At 53.3% G+C, this 17,866-nt stretch carries 9 protein-coding genes; 6 read left to right on the top strand and 3 right to left on the bottom strand.

What is annotated here, in order from left to right:
• Window positions 1-24: 24 nt before the first annotated feature.
• Window positions 25-1,932: a 1-deoxy-D-xylulose-5-phosphate synthase gene (dxs, locus tag G604_RS0105195; protein ID WP_028909632.1), complete on the bottom strand. Its 1,908-nt coding sequence runs from the start codon at window positions 1,930-1,932 to the stop codon at window positions 25-27.
• A 105-nt stretch (window positions 1,933-2,037) separates the two neighbouring features.
• Between dxs and G604_RS0105190 the strand changes: the two genes are divergently transcribed.
• Window positions 2,038-2,988: a metallophosphoesterase gene (locus G604_RS0105190; RefSeq protein ID WP_036904688.1), complete on the top strand. Its 951-nt coding sequence runs from the start codon at window positions 2,038-2,040 to the stop codon at window positions 2,986-2,988.
• A gap of 114 nt (window positions 2,989-3,102) precedes the next feature.
• Here the strand turns inward: G604_RS0105190 and G604_RS0105185 are convergent, their stop codons facing one another.
• Window positions 3,103-4,002 (bottom strand): diaminopimelate dehydrogenase, encoded by a 900-nt coding sequence (locus tag G604_RS0105185; RefSeq protein ID WP_028909630.1) that lies wholly within the window; start codon window positions 4,000-4,002, stop codon window positions 3,103-3,105.
• Between the two features lie 268 nt (window positions 4,003-4,270).
• Between G604_RS0105185 and ruvA the strand changes: the two genes are divergently transcribed.
• Entirely contained in the window at window positions 4,271-4,885 is a 615-nt protein-coding gene (gene ruvA, locus G604_RS0105180; RefSeq protein ID WP_028909629.1) for a Holliday junction branch migration protein RuvA, read from the top strand.
• 114 nt (window positions 4,886-4,999) lie between these two features.
• Window positions 5,000-12,610, top strand: coding sequence for a cell surface protein SprA (gene sprA, locus G604_RS0105175; protein ID WP_231376059.1), 7,611 nt, complete (start codon window positions 5,000-5,002; stop codon window positions 12,608-12,610).
• 48 nt (window positions 12,611-12,658) lie between these two features.
• Here sprA and nadB read toward each other — a convergent pair whose 3' ends face one another.
• Entirely contained in the window at window positions 12,659-14,245 is a 1,587-nt protein-coding gene (nadB, locus tag G604_RS0105170) for an L-aspartate oxidase (RefSeq protein ID WP_028909627.1), read from the bottom strand.
• A gap of 97 nt (window positions 14,246-14,342) precedes the next feature.
• On the opposite strand from nadB, the gene G604_RS13620 reads away from it, so the two are divergent.
• From G604_RS13620 to G604_RS0105155, 3 genes are read left to right on the top strand one after another with little or no spacing between them, the layout of a single operon-like run.
• Entirely contained in the window at window positions 14,343-14,843 is a 501-nt protein-coding gene (locus G604_RS13620) for a hypothetical protein (RefSeq protein WP_051220237.1), read from the top strand.
• A 9-nt stretch (window positions 14,844-14,852) separates the two neighbouring features.
• Window positions 14,853-16,127, top strand: coding sequence for a D-alanyl-D-alanine carboxypeptidase/D-alanyl-D-alanine-endopeptidase (gene dacB / locus G604_RS0105160; RefSeq protein ID WP_028909626.1), 1,275 nt, complete (start codon window positions 14,853-14,855; stop codon window positions 16,125-16,127).
• Between the two features lie 2 nt (window positions 16,128-16,129).
• Window positions 16,130-17,305 (top strand): mechanosensitive ion channel family protein, encoded by a 1,176-nt coding sequence (locus G604_RS0105155; RefSeq protein ID WP_028909625.1) that lies wholly within the window; start codon window positions 16,130-16,132, stop codon window positions 17,303-17,305.
• Window positions 17,306-17,866: the final 561 nt, after the last annotated feature.

Here is a 17,866-nt window from a genome sequence, read left to right as displayed (position 1 = left end):
CTTCTAGGGTGATAATAACCCAGTTTATAAAACATTCAATATCTGTTGGCGGATCTGTTCATCACTATAGCCACAGATCTCCCGTAGTTGCAGAATCGTGCCGTGTTCCACGAAATGGTCGGGAATACCCATACGGATGACGCGTGGGCTGTAGCCATGATCCGACATCCATTCGAGGACAGCCGTGCCCATGCCTCCCGTGCGGATGCCGTCCTCCACGGTGATGATGGTTTTGAAACGTTCGCCGATCTCTGCCAGCAGTTGGTCGTCGAGGGGCTTGAGAAAGCGCAGGTCGTAATGGGCGATGGTATTTTCCTTGCATGTCCCCGACTTTTCGAGGTCCTTGATAATCGTCTCGACGTTATTGCCGAGGGGCCCGAGAGTGATGACGGCTACTTTCCGTCCGTCATGGAGACGGCGCCCCGTTCCTACGGGAATCTCCGTCAGCGGACAGCGCCAGTCGGTGAGAACGCCACGGCCACGGGGATAACGGATGACGAAGGTGCCTTTCCCCGGCAGCTGAGCCGTATACATCAACCGTCTGAGCTGGTGCTCATCCATCGGTGAGGCGATTGTCAGGTTCGGGATCGGCCGCAGCGCCGCGAGATCAAAGACGCCGTGGTGTGTCGGACCATCGGGACCGACGAGCCCGGCCCTGTCGAGGCAGAGGACAACGGGGAGGTTGAGGATGGCGAGGTCGTGGATGATATTATCGTAGGCGCGCTGGGCGAAAGAGCTGTAGATATTACAGAATGGCTGTAGCCCGTCTTTCGCCATGCCACCGGAGAAGGTGACGGCATGTCCTTCGGCAATGCCGACATCGAAGCAGCGGTCGGGCATGGCTTTCATCATAATGTTCATCGAACAGCCCGTAGGCATGGCCGGTGTGACACCAACGATCTTCGGGTTCTCTTTGGCGAGCTCGAGGAGTGTCTCGCCGAAGACGTCCTGGTATTTCGGCGGCTGGTTCGTCGTGTCGTCGACGATGCGGGCACCCGTGACGGGGTTGAATTTCCCGGGTGCGTGCCATACCGTGGCATGTTCCTCTGCCGGCTTGTAGCCCTTGCCTTTCTTCGTGTGGAGATGCAGGAGTTTCGGCCCTTTCATATCCTTCAGCTGACGGAGGATCCTGACGATATTCTTCACGTCATGACCATCGAAAGGTCCGAAATAGCGGATATTCATGCCCTCGAAGATATTCTGCTGATGGCTGATGGCCGACTTCAGTGCGTTGTTCAGCCTGAGGATGCCTTTCTTCCGCTCATCATTGAGATAGCCTTTGGAGAAGAGCCACTGGGAGGCCTTGAAACGCAGACGGTTATAGGTCTCGTTGGTGTCGAGGTTCAGCAGGTATTTCTCCATGCCACCGACGGCGCGGTCGATAGACATATCATTGTCGTTGAGGATGATGAGCAGGTCGTTGGGCGTGGAACTGACATTGTTCAGTCCCTCGAAGGCCAGTCCGCCACTCATGGCACCATCACCGATGACGGCAACGATATGCCGGTCCTCGTGGCCTGTCTTCCGCGCTGCCACGGCCATGCCGAGGGCGGCGGAGATGGAGTTGGAGGCATGTCCGCAGGTGAACGTGTCGTATTCGCTCTCCAGAGGGGTGGGGAAGGGACGGATGCCATGGAGCTGCCGGTTTGTGCAGAATTTCTCCCTTCGTCCTGTAAGAATCTTATGGCCGTAAGCCTGGTGGCCTACATCCCATACGATGCGGTCTTGCGGCGTGTTGAAGACATAGTGTAAGGCCACGGTGATCTCCACGACCCCGAGCGAGGACGCGAAATGTCCGGGATTCACCGACACCTCGTCGATGATATCCTGTCGTAGTTCCTTACAGACTTCCGGCAGTTGATCGACAGACAGTTGCCGGAGGTCCTTAGGATATTGAATATGACTGAGAAGTCCGTATTTCTTTTGATCCATGAAACCCAATTGGTAAATAACGTTGCAAAGATACAAATATTTTTTAGAAAACGAACGGGTATCAGATTGTTTTACTATTTTTGCAGTGTCTTTTATGTTTTCGCTATGGGAATCAAACATAATACACGGATGCGGCTCCTCTTCGGGGCTATGCTCGTGCTGGCACTTCCGGCACTTCTCTTCGCCGTTCTCACGCTCTGTTTCGGCTGGCGGGTAGGGCTGGTGGGTGTCGGCCTGTTGCTGTTGGCCGATGTCTATGGCTTTGTCTTTGGCTGGCGCCGTATCAAGGTGCGTACGGCAGTCTGCTCCTCGCCGCTTCTCCCGGAGGCGTTCCGTGGCTACCGCATCCTTCAGCTCTCCGACATCCATATCGGCACTTTTTTGCGTAACCGCCGTTTTATCCAGCATCTTGTGGAAGTCTGCAACGAGCAGCATCCCGACCTCATCGTCTTCACCGGTGATCTCGTCAATGTGGGCGCCGAGGAGGTTATCCCTTTCCTTCCCGTCCTCCATCAACTCCAAGCGCATGACGGTATCTATTCCGTCATGGGTAATCATGACTATTGTGAATATCTAACCGATAAGAGTGAGGGCAATGTGCGCCGCAATCAGAATGTGCTGCAGTATATGGAGGAACGGATGGGCTGGCATCTGCTCTTGAATGATCATACGTTGATTCATCGTGGTGATGCCGCCATTGCCGTGGTGGGCGTGGAGAATATCAGTCGGCCGCCATTTCCCGACTATGGTGATCTGAAGAAAGCCCTCGGTGATCTGCCGAAAGGAATGTTTAAGATTTTGTTGAGCCATGACCCGAGTCATTGGCGCCGTGGTGTTCTTCATCAGACGGATATCGCGCTGACACTCAGCGGACATACCCATGCGGGACAGATCAAGATCGGCCGGTTCTCACCGGCGAGATGGGCGTATAATGAGTGGGGCGGAAAATATGTGGAGAATGGCAGCATGCTCTATGTCAGCACAGGTGTAGGCGGGACGGTGCCCTTCCGTATCGGTGCCTGGCCGGAGATCAACGTGATCACGCTGGAGAAATAAAGGCGCGGAGCCTGGAAACGAAACGTGCCGCCTTGCGCTTGCAAAGCGCAAGCACGAGACGGCAAGTCATACAGGAACGGAACATGATCAATCATGTTCCTACGGGGTGAGGCTTTATACCAACGTCCCGATGATCTCTTCGCGGCTCTCGGGGAGCAGATCGATGACGGGGATCTCAGGCATCGTGTAACAGCCGGGCTGCAGACGCATCGTGGCACGAGCAACATCGACGAGAACCTGACCGGTGAGAGCGGGGTTGTTGATGCTCATGTCGAAGGAGAAGCGCTGGTTCTGTGTCTTGCCGCTGACACCCTTACGCGTCATGTGGACGCCGTGGCCCATATCACGGACCTCGTCGACACTCTTCACGGCGAAGACATGGAGCTCATCGTGAGCGAAGTAGTCATCAGCCTTCAGCTCGTCGTAGACCTGCTCAACGGTATAACCGTCCTCAAGTTCCACATAGACCATACGGCGGTGGATACCCTCACCCAAGGGAATGGTCATGGACAGGGCGTTCTTCACGCCTTTCTTCGAACGGGCGACGACACTGTGCCCCATGGACATACCCGGACCGAAGTTCGTATAACTCAAGCCTTTCGGAGCGAGAGCCTGGAGCATGACACGGACGACGGAGTCCGAGCCCGGATCCCAGCCGGCGGAGATGACGGAGACGGTATTCGTCTTCTTGTTGTTCTCCATCTGCTTCGTGCGGTAGTCGAGGATAGAGGTGTGGATATCGAAGCTGTCAACGGTGTTGATGCCGAGTTTCGTGATCTTCTCAGCATATTCGGGGCAGCTGCGCGTCGGTGTGGCGAGGATAGCGACATCGACATCCTTCAGTTTGGCAATGTCATCGACGACATCATACGGTGCCAGTTCTGCCGGCTTGTCCTTGTCACCCTGACGACGGACGATACCTGCAATCTCAAAATCGGGGGCAGCCTCAAGTGCCTGGACACTATAGTGCCCGATGTTGCCGTAACCAACGACGGCGGCTCTGATTTTCTTCATTTCTTCTTTCTTTTATTGGTTTAAATGCTTATTCTGCTGCAAAAATACAATTTATCGCTGACATTTCGTCATCTGTGCCCGATTTTTTATCTTATTTTCCATAAAAAATAATAATCTGTTAGTAGGAACATGGAAAAGTAAAGAAGTAAAAAATTAAAAAAGTAAACGGGAGGGTATGATTAATCATGCTCCGCAAAAGGGAAAATACAATATTATAAAAACAAATGCGTTTATAAAAGAGGTATACGATTGAATTTAGAAAACTATGATGTTAGATTATATCAAGGGAGAATTGGCAGAGTTGACACCTGCCGCCGCTGTCGTGGAGGCTGCCGGCATCGGTTATCTGTTGAACATATCCCTTAACACCTATACGGCCATTCAAGGAAAGAAAGATGTGAAACTCTTTGTCCATGAGGTATTGCTGACGGGAGGCCGTGATGACGGCTTCACCCTCTACGGCTTTGCCTCCAAGCAGGAGCGTGCCCTTTACCGGCAGCTCATCACCGTCAGTGGCGTGGGCTCGAATACGGCACGGATGATCCTTAGTTCGATGTCGCCGTCGGAACTTTGTAATGTCATTACGTCCGGTGATGAAAAATTGCTGAAGAGCGTGAAGGGTATTGGCTTGAAGACGGCCCAGCGTATCATCCTTGATCTGAAGGATAAGATTGTCAGTCTCGGCATTGCCGATGAACTCCATGCTACCACCGGCACCCAGGCCGCCGTGAATAATGGCGTGAAGGATGAGGCCGTTGCTGCGTTGACGATGCTTGGCTTCTCTCCCGCTCCGTCTGCAAAGGTTGTTGTGGAGATCCTTACCGAACAGCCTACGATTCCCGTGGAACAGGTGGTGAAATTGGCATTGAAGAAAATTAAATGATCCTATATTCTCCCTTATTGGTAGCCGCCATGTTGCGGCCATGCAAGGTAGAAAAATGATAAAAGTAGAATTTTGAAAATCAAGATTCCCTTTTCCTCCGTACTTGTTATACTGATGGTCATGGCTGTCAGCTATGCTCTTGCCATGCCTTCTCTGCAGGACAACCGGCAGCGGAGAAACGGAACGACGGTCCAACAGTCTTCTGTCACGAGGGGAACGGCGAACGGAAACGGGAAAACGACGGGGAATGGAATCTCTTCCCAGCCGATCTTCGTTGATGAGGATTCTATCCCCGACTCGCTCCTCCATCCGCGGTGGAAGATCCAGCGTACGGTACCGATCTCCGAAGAGGACCTTGATCAGAGTCCGCTCGATCTTCAGCGCCCCGATAACCTTAAGCAGACGGTGGAGTATAACGACTCGTTGGACCGTTATATCATCGGTAACAAAATCGGCGGCACGTGGATCTCCGCGCCGATCATGATGACGTCGGAGGAATACTGGAACTGGCAGAACGGCCGTAATTGGGCCGACTATTTCCGGAAGCAGAACGACGAGATCTTCCAGAAGAAGGGCAAAGAGAAGTTCGACTTCACCGATATGCATTTCGATCTCGGACCGGCAGAGAAGATCTTCGGTCCCGGTGGCGTACGCGTGAAGACACAGGGAACGGCAGAGCTGAAGTTCGGTGGAACGATTAAGAATGTCGACAACCCCGCCCTGCCCATCAGCAACCGTAAGACGACGTCGATGGATTTCGATGAGAAAATCAACCTCAATGTCAATGGTAAGGTCGGTGACAAGGTGAATATGAACCTGAACTACAACACCGATGCCACCTTCGACTTCGACACGCAGAACATGAAGTTGAAGTATGACGGCAAGGAAGATGAGATCGTGAAGCTCGTGGAGGCCGGCAATATCTCGTTCCCCTCCAACTCGTCGCTGATTCCCGGTTCCAGCAGTCTCTTCGGTCTCCGTACGGATCTGCAGTTTGGTAAGCTCAAGCTGCAGCTCGTCGCCTCCCAAAAGAAGAGTAACTCGAAGAGCGTCAGTGCCAAGGGTGGCGTGCAATTGACACCTTTCGAGATCAATGTCGCCAACTACGAGGAGAACCGTCACTTCTTCCTCGCCGATTATTTCCGTACCCATTATGATGCCGCCATGAAGACGCTGCCGAATATCTCGTCGGGCGTGAAGATCAACCGTGTGGAGATCTGGGTGACGAACAAGACGGGAACGACGGCAAATACCCGAAACATCATTGCCCTTACTGATCTCGGTGAGCCGTCACCGAGTAATAAGATGTGGGGCGGCACGGCGGGGACGGCTCCCTCCAACCAGGCGAACAGCGAGTACAGCATGATGAACACCACCTATGCTGCAGCCCGGAATATCGACCAAACGGCCTCCACGCTCGAGGGGGCCGGCCTTGTCGGTGGCTCTGACTTTGAGAAGGTACAGAATGCCCGTTTGTTGAGTTCCTCGGAATATACCGTCAACAATGCCCTTGGTTATGTGTCCTTGAAGACGACGCTGCAGACCGACCAGGTTCTCGCTGTTGCTTTCGAGTATACTTATCATGGCACGACTTACCAGGTTGGTGAGTTCTCTACCGATAATACCGATGCCACCCAGGCCCTCTATGTCAAGTCGCTGAAGAATACGAGCAACAGTCCGGCGCAGGGCAACTGGCGGTTGATGATGAAGAACGTCTATTATCTCGCCTCTTCCGTGGAGAAGGACAAGTTCCGCCTTGACGTGAAATACAAGAGTGACACCACCGGTACCTATATCTCTTATATCCCCGAGCAGCAGGTGAAGGGTACAACCTTGCTGAAGGTCCTCGATGCCGACCGTCTGGATAATAACAACAAGGCCCATGCGAATGGCTATTTCGACTATGTCGACGGCTATACCGTCAGTGACGGTCGTGTCTTTTTGCCGAAGGCCGAGCCGTTCGGTAGTTATATGTACAACTACCTCGTCGGCAAGGGCGTCGCTGCCGACCGAGCCCGCCAGTATGCTTTCACCGAACTCTATGACTCTACGAAGACCGTCGCCAAACAGATTGCGGAGAAGGATAAGTATATCCTTTCGGGACAGTTCCGAGGTACGTCGGCCAATGTCATTTCCCTCGGCGCGTACAATGTGCCGCAGGGCTCCGTCGTCGTCACCGCCGGAGGTGTCACGCTGACGGAGGGGGTCGACTATAGTGTCGATTACAGTGCCGGTGAGGTGACGATCCTCAACCAGAGTATTATTGACGCCGGTACGTCCGTCAATGTCTCCTTGGAGAGTAATACCGACTATGGCCAGACGCGCAAGACGATGTTTGGGGCAAACTGGGAATACGATTTCTCGAAGAACTTCCAGCTCAGCGGTACCATTCAGCATCTCTCCGAGCAGGCGCTGACGAATAAGGTCGCCATGGGTGCCGAGCCGTTGAACAATACCCTTTGGGGCGTCAACCTGAACTGGAAGAAGGAAAGCCAGTGGCTGACGAATATGCTCGACAAGCTCCCCGGCCTCCATCTCACGCAGCCCTCACTGCTGTCGTTCACGGGAGAGTTTGCCCAGCTCATCGCCGGGAAGGCCAGTGGCATCCAGGATAACGCGTCTTATCTCGATGACTTCGAGAGTACGAAGACGACGATCGATGTCTCCACGCCGCAGTCGTGGATCATCTCCAGTGTGCCGTCGATGTTTGCCGAGTCGAAGGACAAGACGGGTCTGACGAGTGGTTTCAACCGCAGCCGTCTCGCCTGGTATAATATTGACCCGCTCTTCACGCGCCGCACCTCCTCATTGACGCCGTCCCATATCAAGAGTGACCTCGACCAGCTTTCCAATTATTTCGTCCGTGAGGTCTATACGCAGGAACTCTTCCCTTATCGCGACCAAAGCACGTACAGTGGAACGACGAGTACGCTCCCCGTTCTCAACCTCGCTTATTATCCTGATGAGCGCGGCCCGTACAACTTCAACGTCACGGACCTGCAGCAGAACGGTCATCTCGCCAACCCCACGAAACACTGGGGCGGTATGATGCGTAAGCTCGACACGAATGACTTCGAGGCGTCGAATATCGCCTATATCGAGTTCTGGCTCATGGATCCCTTTGTCTATACGAATCAGCAGAGTGATAAGAACGACTATGGCGGCGATTTCTATATCAACCTCGGTGATATCAGTGAGGATGTCCTGAAGGACGGCAAGAAGTTCTTCGAGAGCGGTATGCCCGTCGACGGCAGTAACGCGTGGACGACGACGCAGTGGGGCCGCGTGCCGACAACCTCCGTCGTCACCTATGCCTTCGCCACGACTTCCGGTGCCCGTGCCCTCCAGGATGTGGGTTTCAACGGCCTCACCGATGAGCAGGAGCAGGAGTTTTACAAGAGTGTCTATCTCGACCAGATCCAGGGTAAGGTGACGCAGGCCGTCTTCGACAGTATCTTTGCCGATCCCGCCGGTGATGACTATCATTATTTCCGTGGCGCTGACTGGGATGCCAACAAAACGTCGATCCTCGACCGATATAAGTATATCAACAACCCGCAGGGCAACTCGCCCGACAACAGTGGCGGTATGGATACCTCTTATAAGACGACGCCCGACGTGGAGGATATCAACCAGGATTATACCCTTAACGAATACGAGAAATACTATCAGTATCATATCAGTCTTCGTCCCGAGGACATGCAGGTCGGCAAGGGCTATATCGTCGACAGCCGTGAGACGCGCCCTGTGCTGCGCAACGGCCAGCATGGCGATGTCACGTGGTATCAGTTCCGTATCCCGTTGAAGGATTTCGACTCCCGTGTCGGCGGAATCAGTGACTTCACGTCCATCCGTTTCATGCGTATGTTCCTGACGAACTTCAAGAAGCCCATCGTCCTCCGCTTTGCTGACCTCGATCTTGTCAGTGGCACGTGGCGTGTCTACGAGCAGGACCTCGACAACGCTTCGGGCACGGGCTCGCTGACCGCCAGCTCCGTCGGTTTGGAGGAGAACAGTGACAAGACGCCGGTCAACTATGTCCTGCCGCCAGGTATCCAACGTGAGACCGATCCTACGCAGTCGCAGATCGTGGAGAGTGATGAGCAGGCGTTGAACCTCACCGTCTCCAACCTCTCTCCCGGCGAGTCGAAGGCCGTGTATAAGAACCAGACAGTAGACTTGACACCGTATAAGCGCATACAGATGTTCGTCCATGCCGATGATATTGACCAGACGGGCCTGCTGAAAGATAACCAGCTCGCAGTCTTCATCCGTTTCGGTAGTGATTATAAGAATAACTATTATGAGTATGAGATTCCGTTGACCGTTACGCCCGCCGGAAAATATACGGCTGCCAGTGCCTCTCAGGTATGGCCCACGGCCAACATGCTCGATATCCCCCTCAGCGTGTTCACGTCGCTGAAGAAGGCGCGCAACAAGGCCAAGGCCCTCGGCACTGCATCGTTCACGACGCCGTTCTCCGTCTATGATGCCGATCACCCGAATGATAAGGTGACGATTATGGGTAACCCGTCGCTCGGTGAGGTCACGACGATGATGATCGGTGTGCGCAACAAGAGCAGTGAGATACGCAGCGGTGAGGTATGGGTCAACGAGCTCCGTCTCTTCGACTATAATAATAAAGGTGGCTGGGCCGCCCAGGGAACGCTCAACATGCAGCTTTCCGACCTCGGTAGTGTCAACGTGCAGGGCAAGTATGTCACCGACGGCTTCGGTGGCTTGGAAGATGGTGCCTCCACACGTTCTACGGAGACAGCGTCGAGCTACAGCGTGACGACGAGCGTAGAGCTCGGAAAGTTCTTCCCCGACAAGGCAAAGGTCTCCATCCCGGTCTATTACAGTGTGTCGAAGGAGCGCCATACGCCGCGCTATAATCCGTTGGATACGGATATGGAACTCAAGGAAGCCATTGATGCCACCGCGTCGAAGCAGGAGCGTGACTCTATCGAGGATATCGCCGTGACACGGACGACACAGACGAACTTCTCCGTCTCCAACGCCCGTATCGGTATCGCCACGAAAGGCCATCCGATGCCGTATGATCCCGCCAACTTCTCCTTCTCCTACAGCCATTCCCATGACTATGCGGCCGGAGAAACGACGGTCTACGAGCGGCAGGACAACTGGCGCGGTGCCATGAGCTATAGCTGGACACCGGTCTACAAGACGTGGGAGCCGTTCCGTAAACTGAAGTCGAAGTCGAAATGGCTCGATATCTTCAAGCGCTTCGGATTCAACTATCTGCCGCAGAATATCTCGTTCAACACTGAGATGACGCGCAGCTACTATGAGCTTCAGGAGCGTGACCTTGAGGATCTCAACGGTGAGAAACTGCCGCTGACCTTCAATGAGCAGTTCCTGTGGAACCGTGACTTCAGCATGCGCTGGGATCTCACGCGAAACCTCCACATGAGTTTCCAGAGTGCCACCGACGCAGAGATCGAAGAGCCTTACACGCCTGTGAACAAGGATCTCTATCCCGACCGCTACCAGGCCTGGAAGGACTCCGTGTGGACGAGTATCAAGCGCATGGGAACGCCGCTGACTTATAACCAGCAGTTTACCGCCTCTTACCAGTTGCCGTTGAACCTTATCCCCGTCTTCGACTGGATGAATGCCAACGCCACCTATTCCGCCAACTACGGCTGGCAGCGTGGTACGGAGCTGGAAGACGGTACGACCCTCGGCAATACGATCAACAACAACCGAAACCTCGCCCTCACGGGAACGTTCAACCTCGAGCGCCTCTACAACCATGTCCCGTTCCTGAAGAAGGCCAACGAGAAATTTAACAAGGAGACGAGCAACTACCAGTATCAGCAGAAGAAAAAGGCAAAGGCCCGTCAGCAGCAACAGAAGGAGCGTGAGCAACAGGAGTTGAAGAAGGTGCGCGATGATGCCGAGAAGGCCGGCAAGGATCCTGATGCGGCCGAGAAGAAATGGCGTGCCGAACAGCAGGCGAAGAAGCAGAAGGCTGCCTTGCCGAAGAACAAGCGTGCCTATGAGCGTGAGATCGTCCTCCGTCCCGATACGACGGTCACCGTCAATCACGGCAAGAAGACGAAGCGCCTCATTGTCTCTGCCAAGACGATGGACGGCAAAGCGCTGAAGGTGAAATATAAAAAGGTGGATCAGAACAAGATCATCATTAAAAATAAGGTGGACAGTGCCATGCGTGTAAAGATCAGCGTCCTGGCGAAGTCGCCGTTGGAGGATAAGGGCTGGTATAAGGTGGCGCAGGCTGTCGCCCGTCTGGCGATGATGGTCCGTAATATCAATATCTCTTATACCAACCAGTATCAGATGGTGCTGCCGGGCTATCTGCCTTCCGTCGGCAATGCCTTCGGACAGAAAGGCATGAACACGCTGGCGCCGGGTCTCGACTTCGCTTTCGGCCTCACGGGTGACAGCTATATCCGCAGAGCCTATGACAACGGCTGGCTGTTGAACAATGACTCCATCTCCACGCCGGCGACAACAAGCAAGACGGAGAACGTGCAGATCCGCGCCACCCTCGAGCCCGTGAAGAACCTGAAGATTGACCTCACGGCCTCACGGCAGATGACGCGTAACCGCAGCATCCTCCTCGACGATGCCTTCACGACGACGCAGAGCGGTAGTCTGACGATGACGACGATCTCCCTCGGCTCTGCCTTCGAGTCAACGGGTAATGCCACGAGCGGCTATCACAGTAAGACGTTTGATAAGTTTGTCAACTCCCTCGATGAATATCAGCAGCGTGTGCAGGCCCGTTATGCCGGCAGCCGTTATCCGTCGGGTATGAATCATGGAGGTGAACTGTGGTCGGCCGATCAGAGCACAGTGGATAAGTATAGTGCAGACGTGATGATCCCGGCTTTCCTCCACAGCTATACGTCTATCGGCGGCCATGGCCTGGAGATTTTCCCGGCACTGACGAAGATGCTGCCGAACTGGACGCTGCGCTACAGTGGACTGAGCAAGTTGCCGTGGTTCCGCGATGTCTTCAAGAGTTTCAATATCAACCATGCCTACAAGAGCATCTTCTCCATCGGCTCCTACAGCAGTTACTCCACCTATCAGGAGTATATGAACGACTTGGGCTTTATTACGAAGACGTCGTCGGACTATCCGATTCCGAGCTCAATGTTCGACGTGTCGTCCGTGAGCATCAGCGAGAGTTTCTCTCCGTTGCTCGGTGTCGACATGACATTCAACAACAACCTCACGGCGAAACTCGAGTATCGCAAGACGCGTGTCGTCACACTGAGCATGACGAGTATTCAGATCAATGAGGCACGCAGTAACGACCTCGTGATTGGTATGGGATATAAGTTGAACAACTTCAACCTCTTCGACTTCTTCACGGGTCCGCGGGCTCATAAGAGTAAGCAGAAGAGCCGTAGCAATCAGAAGAACGGTCAGAACAAAAACAACAATAACAGTCGTAACAATGGTTACAACCACTCGCTGAACCTGCGCCTTGATGCCAGCTACCGCAGCCAGAGTGCTATCACGCGTGACATCGCGACCATGGTCAGCCAGGCCAGCAGCGGCAACAGCGCGTTCAAGATTAGTTTCATGGCCGACTATACATTGAGTCGTATGCTCACCATGAGCTTCTATTATGACATGCAGATGAATAAGCCGTTGCTCTCCAGCAGCAGCTATCCGACGACGACGCACGACTTCGGCCTGAGCGTAAAGTTCAGCCTCACGAGGTAAAAGTAAAAAAGTAAAAAAGTAAAGAATTACTTCTTTACTTTTTTACTTTTACTTTTTGTCGTAGGCATGTACGGGATAGTCGACGGTGTAGTGGAGACCGCGGCTCTCCTTGCGCTCGATCGCCATACGCGTGATGAGGTAACCGACATTGATCATATTACGGAGCTCACAGAGATCACGGCTGATCTTCACACGCTTGAAGAGGCGCTCCGTCTCTTCATAGAGCAAGTCGAGGCGGTCCCAGGCACGTTTCAGACGGAGATCGGAACGGACGATGCCAACGTAGTTGGACATGATCTCGCCCACCTCCTTCACGCTCTGCGTGATGAGGACCTTCTCCTCGTTCGTCATCGTACCCTCATCGTTCCATTCGGGGACTTTCTCGTTGAAGTCGTAGTCGTCGACATGCTGCACACTGTGCTTGGCGGCAGCGTCAGCATAGACGACGGCCTCGATGAGGGAGTTGCTGGCCAGACGGTTGCCGCCATGAAGTCCCGTGCAACTGCACTCGCCGAGGGCATAGAGGCGCTCGATGCTGGAACAGCCGTTGAGGTCAACCTTAATACCGCCACACATATAATGGGCAGCGGGGCGTACGGGGATCATATCCTTTGTGATATCGATGCCGATAGACTTGCATTTCTCATAGATATTCGGGAAGTGATGCTTCGTCTCCTCGGGATTCTTATGCGTCACGTCGAGGTATACATGATCAAGACCATGGATCTTCATCTCCTTATCGATGGCACGGGCGACGATGTCACGCGGAGCGAGGCTCAGCCGCTTGTCATATTTCTCCATGAACGTCTCACCGTTGGGCAGTTTCAGAATGCCGCCGTAGCCACGCATAGCCTCCGTGATGAGGAAGGCGGGATGTGTCTCACCGGGATGGTAGAGACTCGTAGGATGGAACTGTACAAACTCCATGTCCTTGATTTCTCCTTTGGCACGATAGACCATAGCCTCACCGTCACCGGTAGCGATGATCGGGTTCGTCGTCGTCTGATAGACGGCGCCGCAACCGCCGGTACACATCACCGTTACCTTACTGAGATAGGTGTCGACCTTACCCTCAGGGTTGAGGATATAAGCACCGTAGCAGTAGATATATGGTGAGCGGCGCGTCACACGGGCACCGAGATGATGCTGCGTGATGATCTCCACGGCGAAATGATTTTCCTTGATTTCGATGTCGGGGTTGGCACGGACGGCAGCCATGAGGGCGCGCTGAATCTCCGCGCCGGTGTCGTCGGCATGATGAAGGATACGGAACTCCGAATGACCGCCCTCGCGGTGGAGGTCATAACGGCCGTCCTGCATCTTGTCGAAATGGGTGCCCCAGCCGACGAGTTCCTTAATCTGTTCGGGAGCATGGGTGACAACCTGACGGACGGCGGCGGGATCACTGATGTAATCGCCGGCAATCATCGTGTCCTGGATATGTTTCTCGAAGTTGTCTACTTCAAGGTTGGTGACACTGGCCACACCGCCTTGGGCAAAAGAGGTATTGGCTTCTTCCAGAGAAGTCTTACAGATCATGCACACCTTTCCTTTGTGTGCCCGGGCTACCTTCAACGCGTAGCTCATACCGGCAATACCAGAGCCGATAATCAGGAAATCATACTTGTATACCATAAAGTTGATGGTCTTATTCTAATTTAAGTGCAAAATTAATCAAATTCTGTGAAACATCCGTCATGTTCGTCATTTTTTTTGTAATTTTGCAGACGTTATGACAGAACGGACTTTTCATCAGCGTTTTACGCTGGCATCAAAATGTGGAATCATGGTGTTCTCCGGCCTCGCTTTCTGGTTTTTCTGGGAGCGACAGGCCTTCGTGGGCCTACTGGTGATGATCATCGTCGTCGGTATGATCGAGCGTGTGCTCCATACGGAGTATACCTTTAAGAAGGTCAAGCCTATAGACCGGGAGGAGGAACACTGGTTCCTGATCATCAACCGCGGCCGGTTCGCCCGTCGTGTGACGATCCCCGTGGAGGAGATCAAGAGTATCCGTGTGATGCCCACGCCGATGAAGATGAGCCATTTCCTGCTCATCACCTATGGTCCCGGCAATGTCTTCGGCGTGCAGCCCGTCGACGAGGACGCTTTCCTCGCCACGTGGCGCAAGACCGCCGCTGATCCGTCTGTCAACAACAAGAAGTCTGAGCAACAAGCGAATAACACTGGCAATACAGAAGAGACGTCCGTCCGCCCTGAGCAGGGGAAATAACGAAAGAAGATGAAAACAATGAGATGTATAGCCGTATGCCTCGTATGGCTGTTGACACTGCCGTTGATGGCACAGGTCAATCAAGAAGAGGTTGAGGTACAACAGGATGATGATGAGAAGGTCGACTCAGCGGACATCGTCTCCCTTGGGGAGGATACGCTGAAGAGCCTCCCTTGGCCTGTATCGGTACAGAAAAAAATTAGTAAACTCTTGGAGTCAAAGATGTTTGAGACCTCACAGGTCGGCATGATGGTATGGGATCTGAAGGCGGACTCGTGCATCTTTGCCTATCGGCAGCACCAGCTCATGCGCCCGGCCTCCTGCATGAAACTCGTCACGGCGATCACGGCCCTCGATAAGCTCGGCGGCTCTTATCAGTTTAAGACAACGCTGAAGTATACCGGTCGGGTGGAGAATCATGTCCTCAATGGAGATCTCTATGTTGTCGGTGGCATGGACCCGCGCTTCAACAGTGATGACCTTACCTCTTTCGTCAACAGTATCAAAGAGATGGGTATCGATACCATCCGGGGGTACCTCTATGCCGACAAGACGATGAAAGACAGTGACCCATACGGTGAAGGATGGTGTTGGGATGACAAGAATCCCACGCTCACGCCGCTCCTCCTTTCCCGGAAAGATGATTTCATGAATCGGTTCCTCAAAAAACTCGGAGAGGCGGGGATCTATTATTCTTATTACAGTACGAAAGAAGGCCGTTGTCCCGCTGATGCCTTCACGATCTCCACGCGTACGCACTCCATCGATCAGGTTCTCGTGAAAATGCTCAAGGAGAGTGACAACCTCTATGCCGAATCGATGTATTATCAGATTGCCGCTGCCACGGGCAACCGTCCGGCGTCAGCACGCAGTGCCCGTCTGGTAGAGCGGCAGCTCATCCAGCGTATCGGTCTTGACGCCTCGCGCTATCGCCTCGCCGATGGCAGTGGGCTCTCCTTATATAATTATGTCAGTGCCGAACTCCTCGTGCGCCTGCTCCGTTATGCCTATGGTCAGGGAAATATCTATTATCATCTCTATCAGGCGCTGCCCATTGCCGGTGTCGACGGCACACTGAAGAAGCGCATGAAGGGCTCGTTCACCTGTGGGAATGTCCATGCGAAGACAGGCACACTCGCAGGAATTATTTCTTTGGCAGGCTATTGTAAGGCGTCGAATGGGGATGACCTCTGTTTCGCCATTATCAACAACGGTATCATGCACGGCAATAATGCCCGCACATTTGCCGACCGCGTCTGCGAGGCGATGTGTATGCCACAATAATTATGGAGAAGATTCGAATATTGATAGAGCAGGCGATCATGCTTGCGGGTGTCCACGGACCGGCGGTGCATATCCTCAGACATGTGCTGCTGATCGTCGTCGCTGTACTCCTCGCGGCCCTCGCCGGTTGGTTCTGCCGGAAGGTACTGATGCCGTTGGCACAGAAGATCACGGCGAAGACAGAAGCGACATGGGATGAGATCCTCTTTAACGAGCGTGTGCTGCGGGCCCTCTGCGCCATCGTGCCGGCCATCGTCATCTGGAAATTCCTGCCGATGGTGTTCTACCAGTTCCCTCTTGTCCGGGAACTGCTCGCCCGTGCTACAGCCATCTATATCACGATTATGGCGACACGTGCCGTCACGATCTTCATCGGCTCCTTCGACGATCTCGAAGGGCCGGAGATGGGCATGTCGGAGGGCCGTTCGGCGGCACGGCAGTATCTGAAGTCGTTCTGTGGCGTACTAAAGATTGTCGCGATCTTCGTCTCCGTGATCATTGTCGTCGCCATCGCCCTCGACAAGAGTCCGCTGCATCTCTTCGCCGGTTTGGGCGCTACCTCCGCCATCCTGATGTTGGTCTTCAAGGACACGATAGAAGGCTTGGTCGCCGGTATCCGATTGACGAGCAATGACATGTTGCATGCCGGCGACTGGATCACCGTACCGTCGGCGAATGCCAATGGTATCGTACAGGAGATGACGCTCTCCACGGTGAAGATCCGCAACTTCGACAATACCATCACTACGGTCTCACCGCTGAGCCTGATCAATGGCTCTTTTCAGAACTGGCGGAACATGCAGGAGGGTGGCGGACGACGCGTGAAGCGTATCCTTTATTTGGATTTCCGTAGTATCAAGCCTCTCTCTGCTGACGATATCAACCGGTTGCCGAAAGAGGCGCAGCCGTTGGCGAAGGAGGGCGAAGTGAACCTCACCGTCTTCCGTGCCTTCGTGGAGCACTGGTTGCGCCACCGTGAGGATGTCAACGCGAAAATGACGCTGATGGTGCGGCAGATGGAGCCGACGCAGTGCGGTCTCCCCATTGAGTTCTATTTCTTTCTGAAAGAGAAAGTCTGGGTTCGTTACGAGCATACGCAGGCCGCAATCTTCGAATACCTCTATGCCGTCATCCCTTCCTTCGGCCTGAAGATCTACCAGCAATATCCCGAACAATAAGCAGGGCAGATCTGCCTCCGTAGTGGGCGGCCCTTGTGGCCGTCCTAAATCGGAACATGGTAAATCATGTCCCTACGTTTTCCCGTTTGTGACGGAACATGATGAATCATGTCCCTACATATTTATGCAATGTTTCTTTCTGAAAAATTGCCCCACGGCACTTTTATTCTAGAGCGGAAAAGAGTGAAATTTCGAGGAAAATGGAGTGGGGATGGTGTTTTTCGATCGTAAATACGATAGATAAAAAATTCTGCACGAAGGAAAATTTTCTATCTTTCGTAGATAGCCGTCGGAAATAACGGAGAAAATGGTATATTCTTGTGATTTTGAGGGCGGATATTAGCGCTTTATACAGCTTTTGCTGCATAATCATACAGCCTGTTTTGAATGTAATTTTGTATCTTGTTGATTTATAGAAATTTGTGAAATACGGCCAAAATTCGCGAATTTCGGGCGAAAGTTCGACTCCGTGAATTTCATCGCGAAAATGAACCTGTATCTCATGTTAAAAATAAATATTTATACTGCCTAATAAAATGTTTATACAATCAAGGCGGCCAT

It is taken from the genome of Prevotella sp. AGR2160 (genome assembly GCF_000424185.1).
Classification (GTDB): Bacteria; Bacteroidota; Bacteroidia; order Bacteroidales; family Bacteroidaceae; genus Prevotella.
Note: the sequence above shows the minus strand (reverse complement) of the source record. Positions and strands in the feature narration are given on the sequence as shown.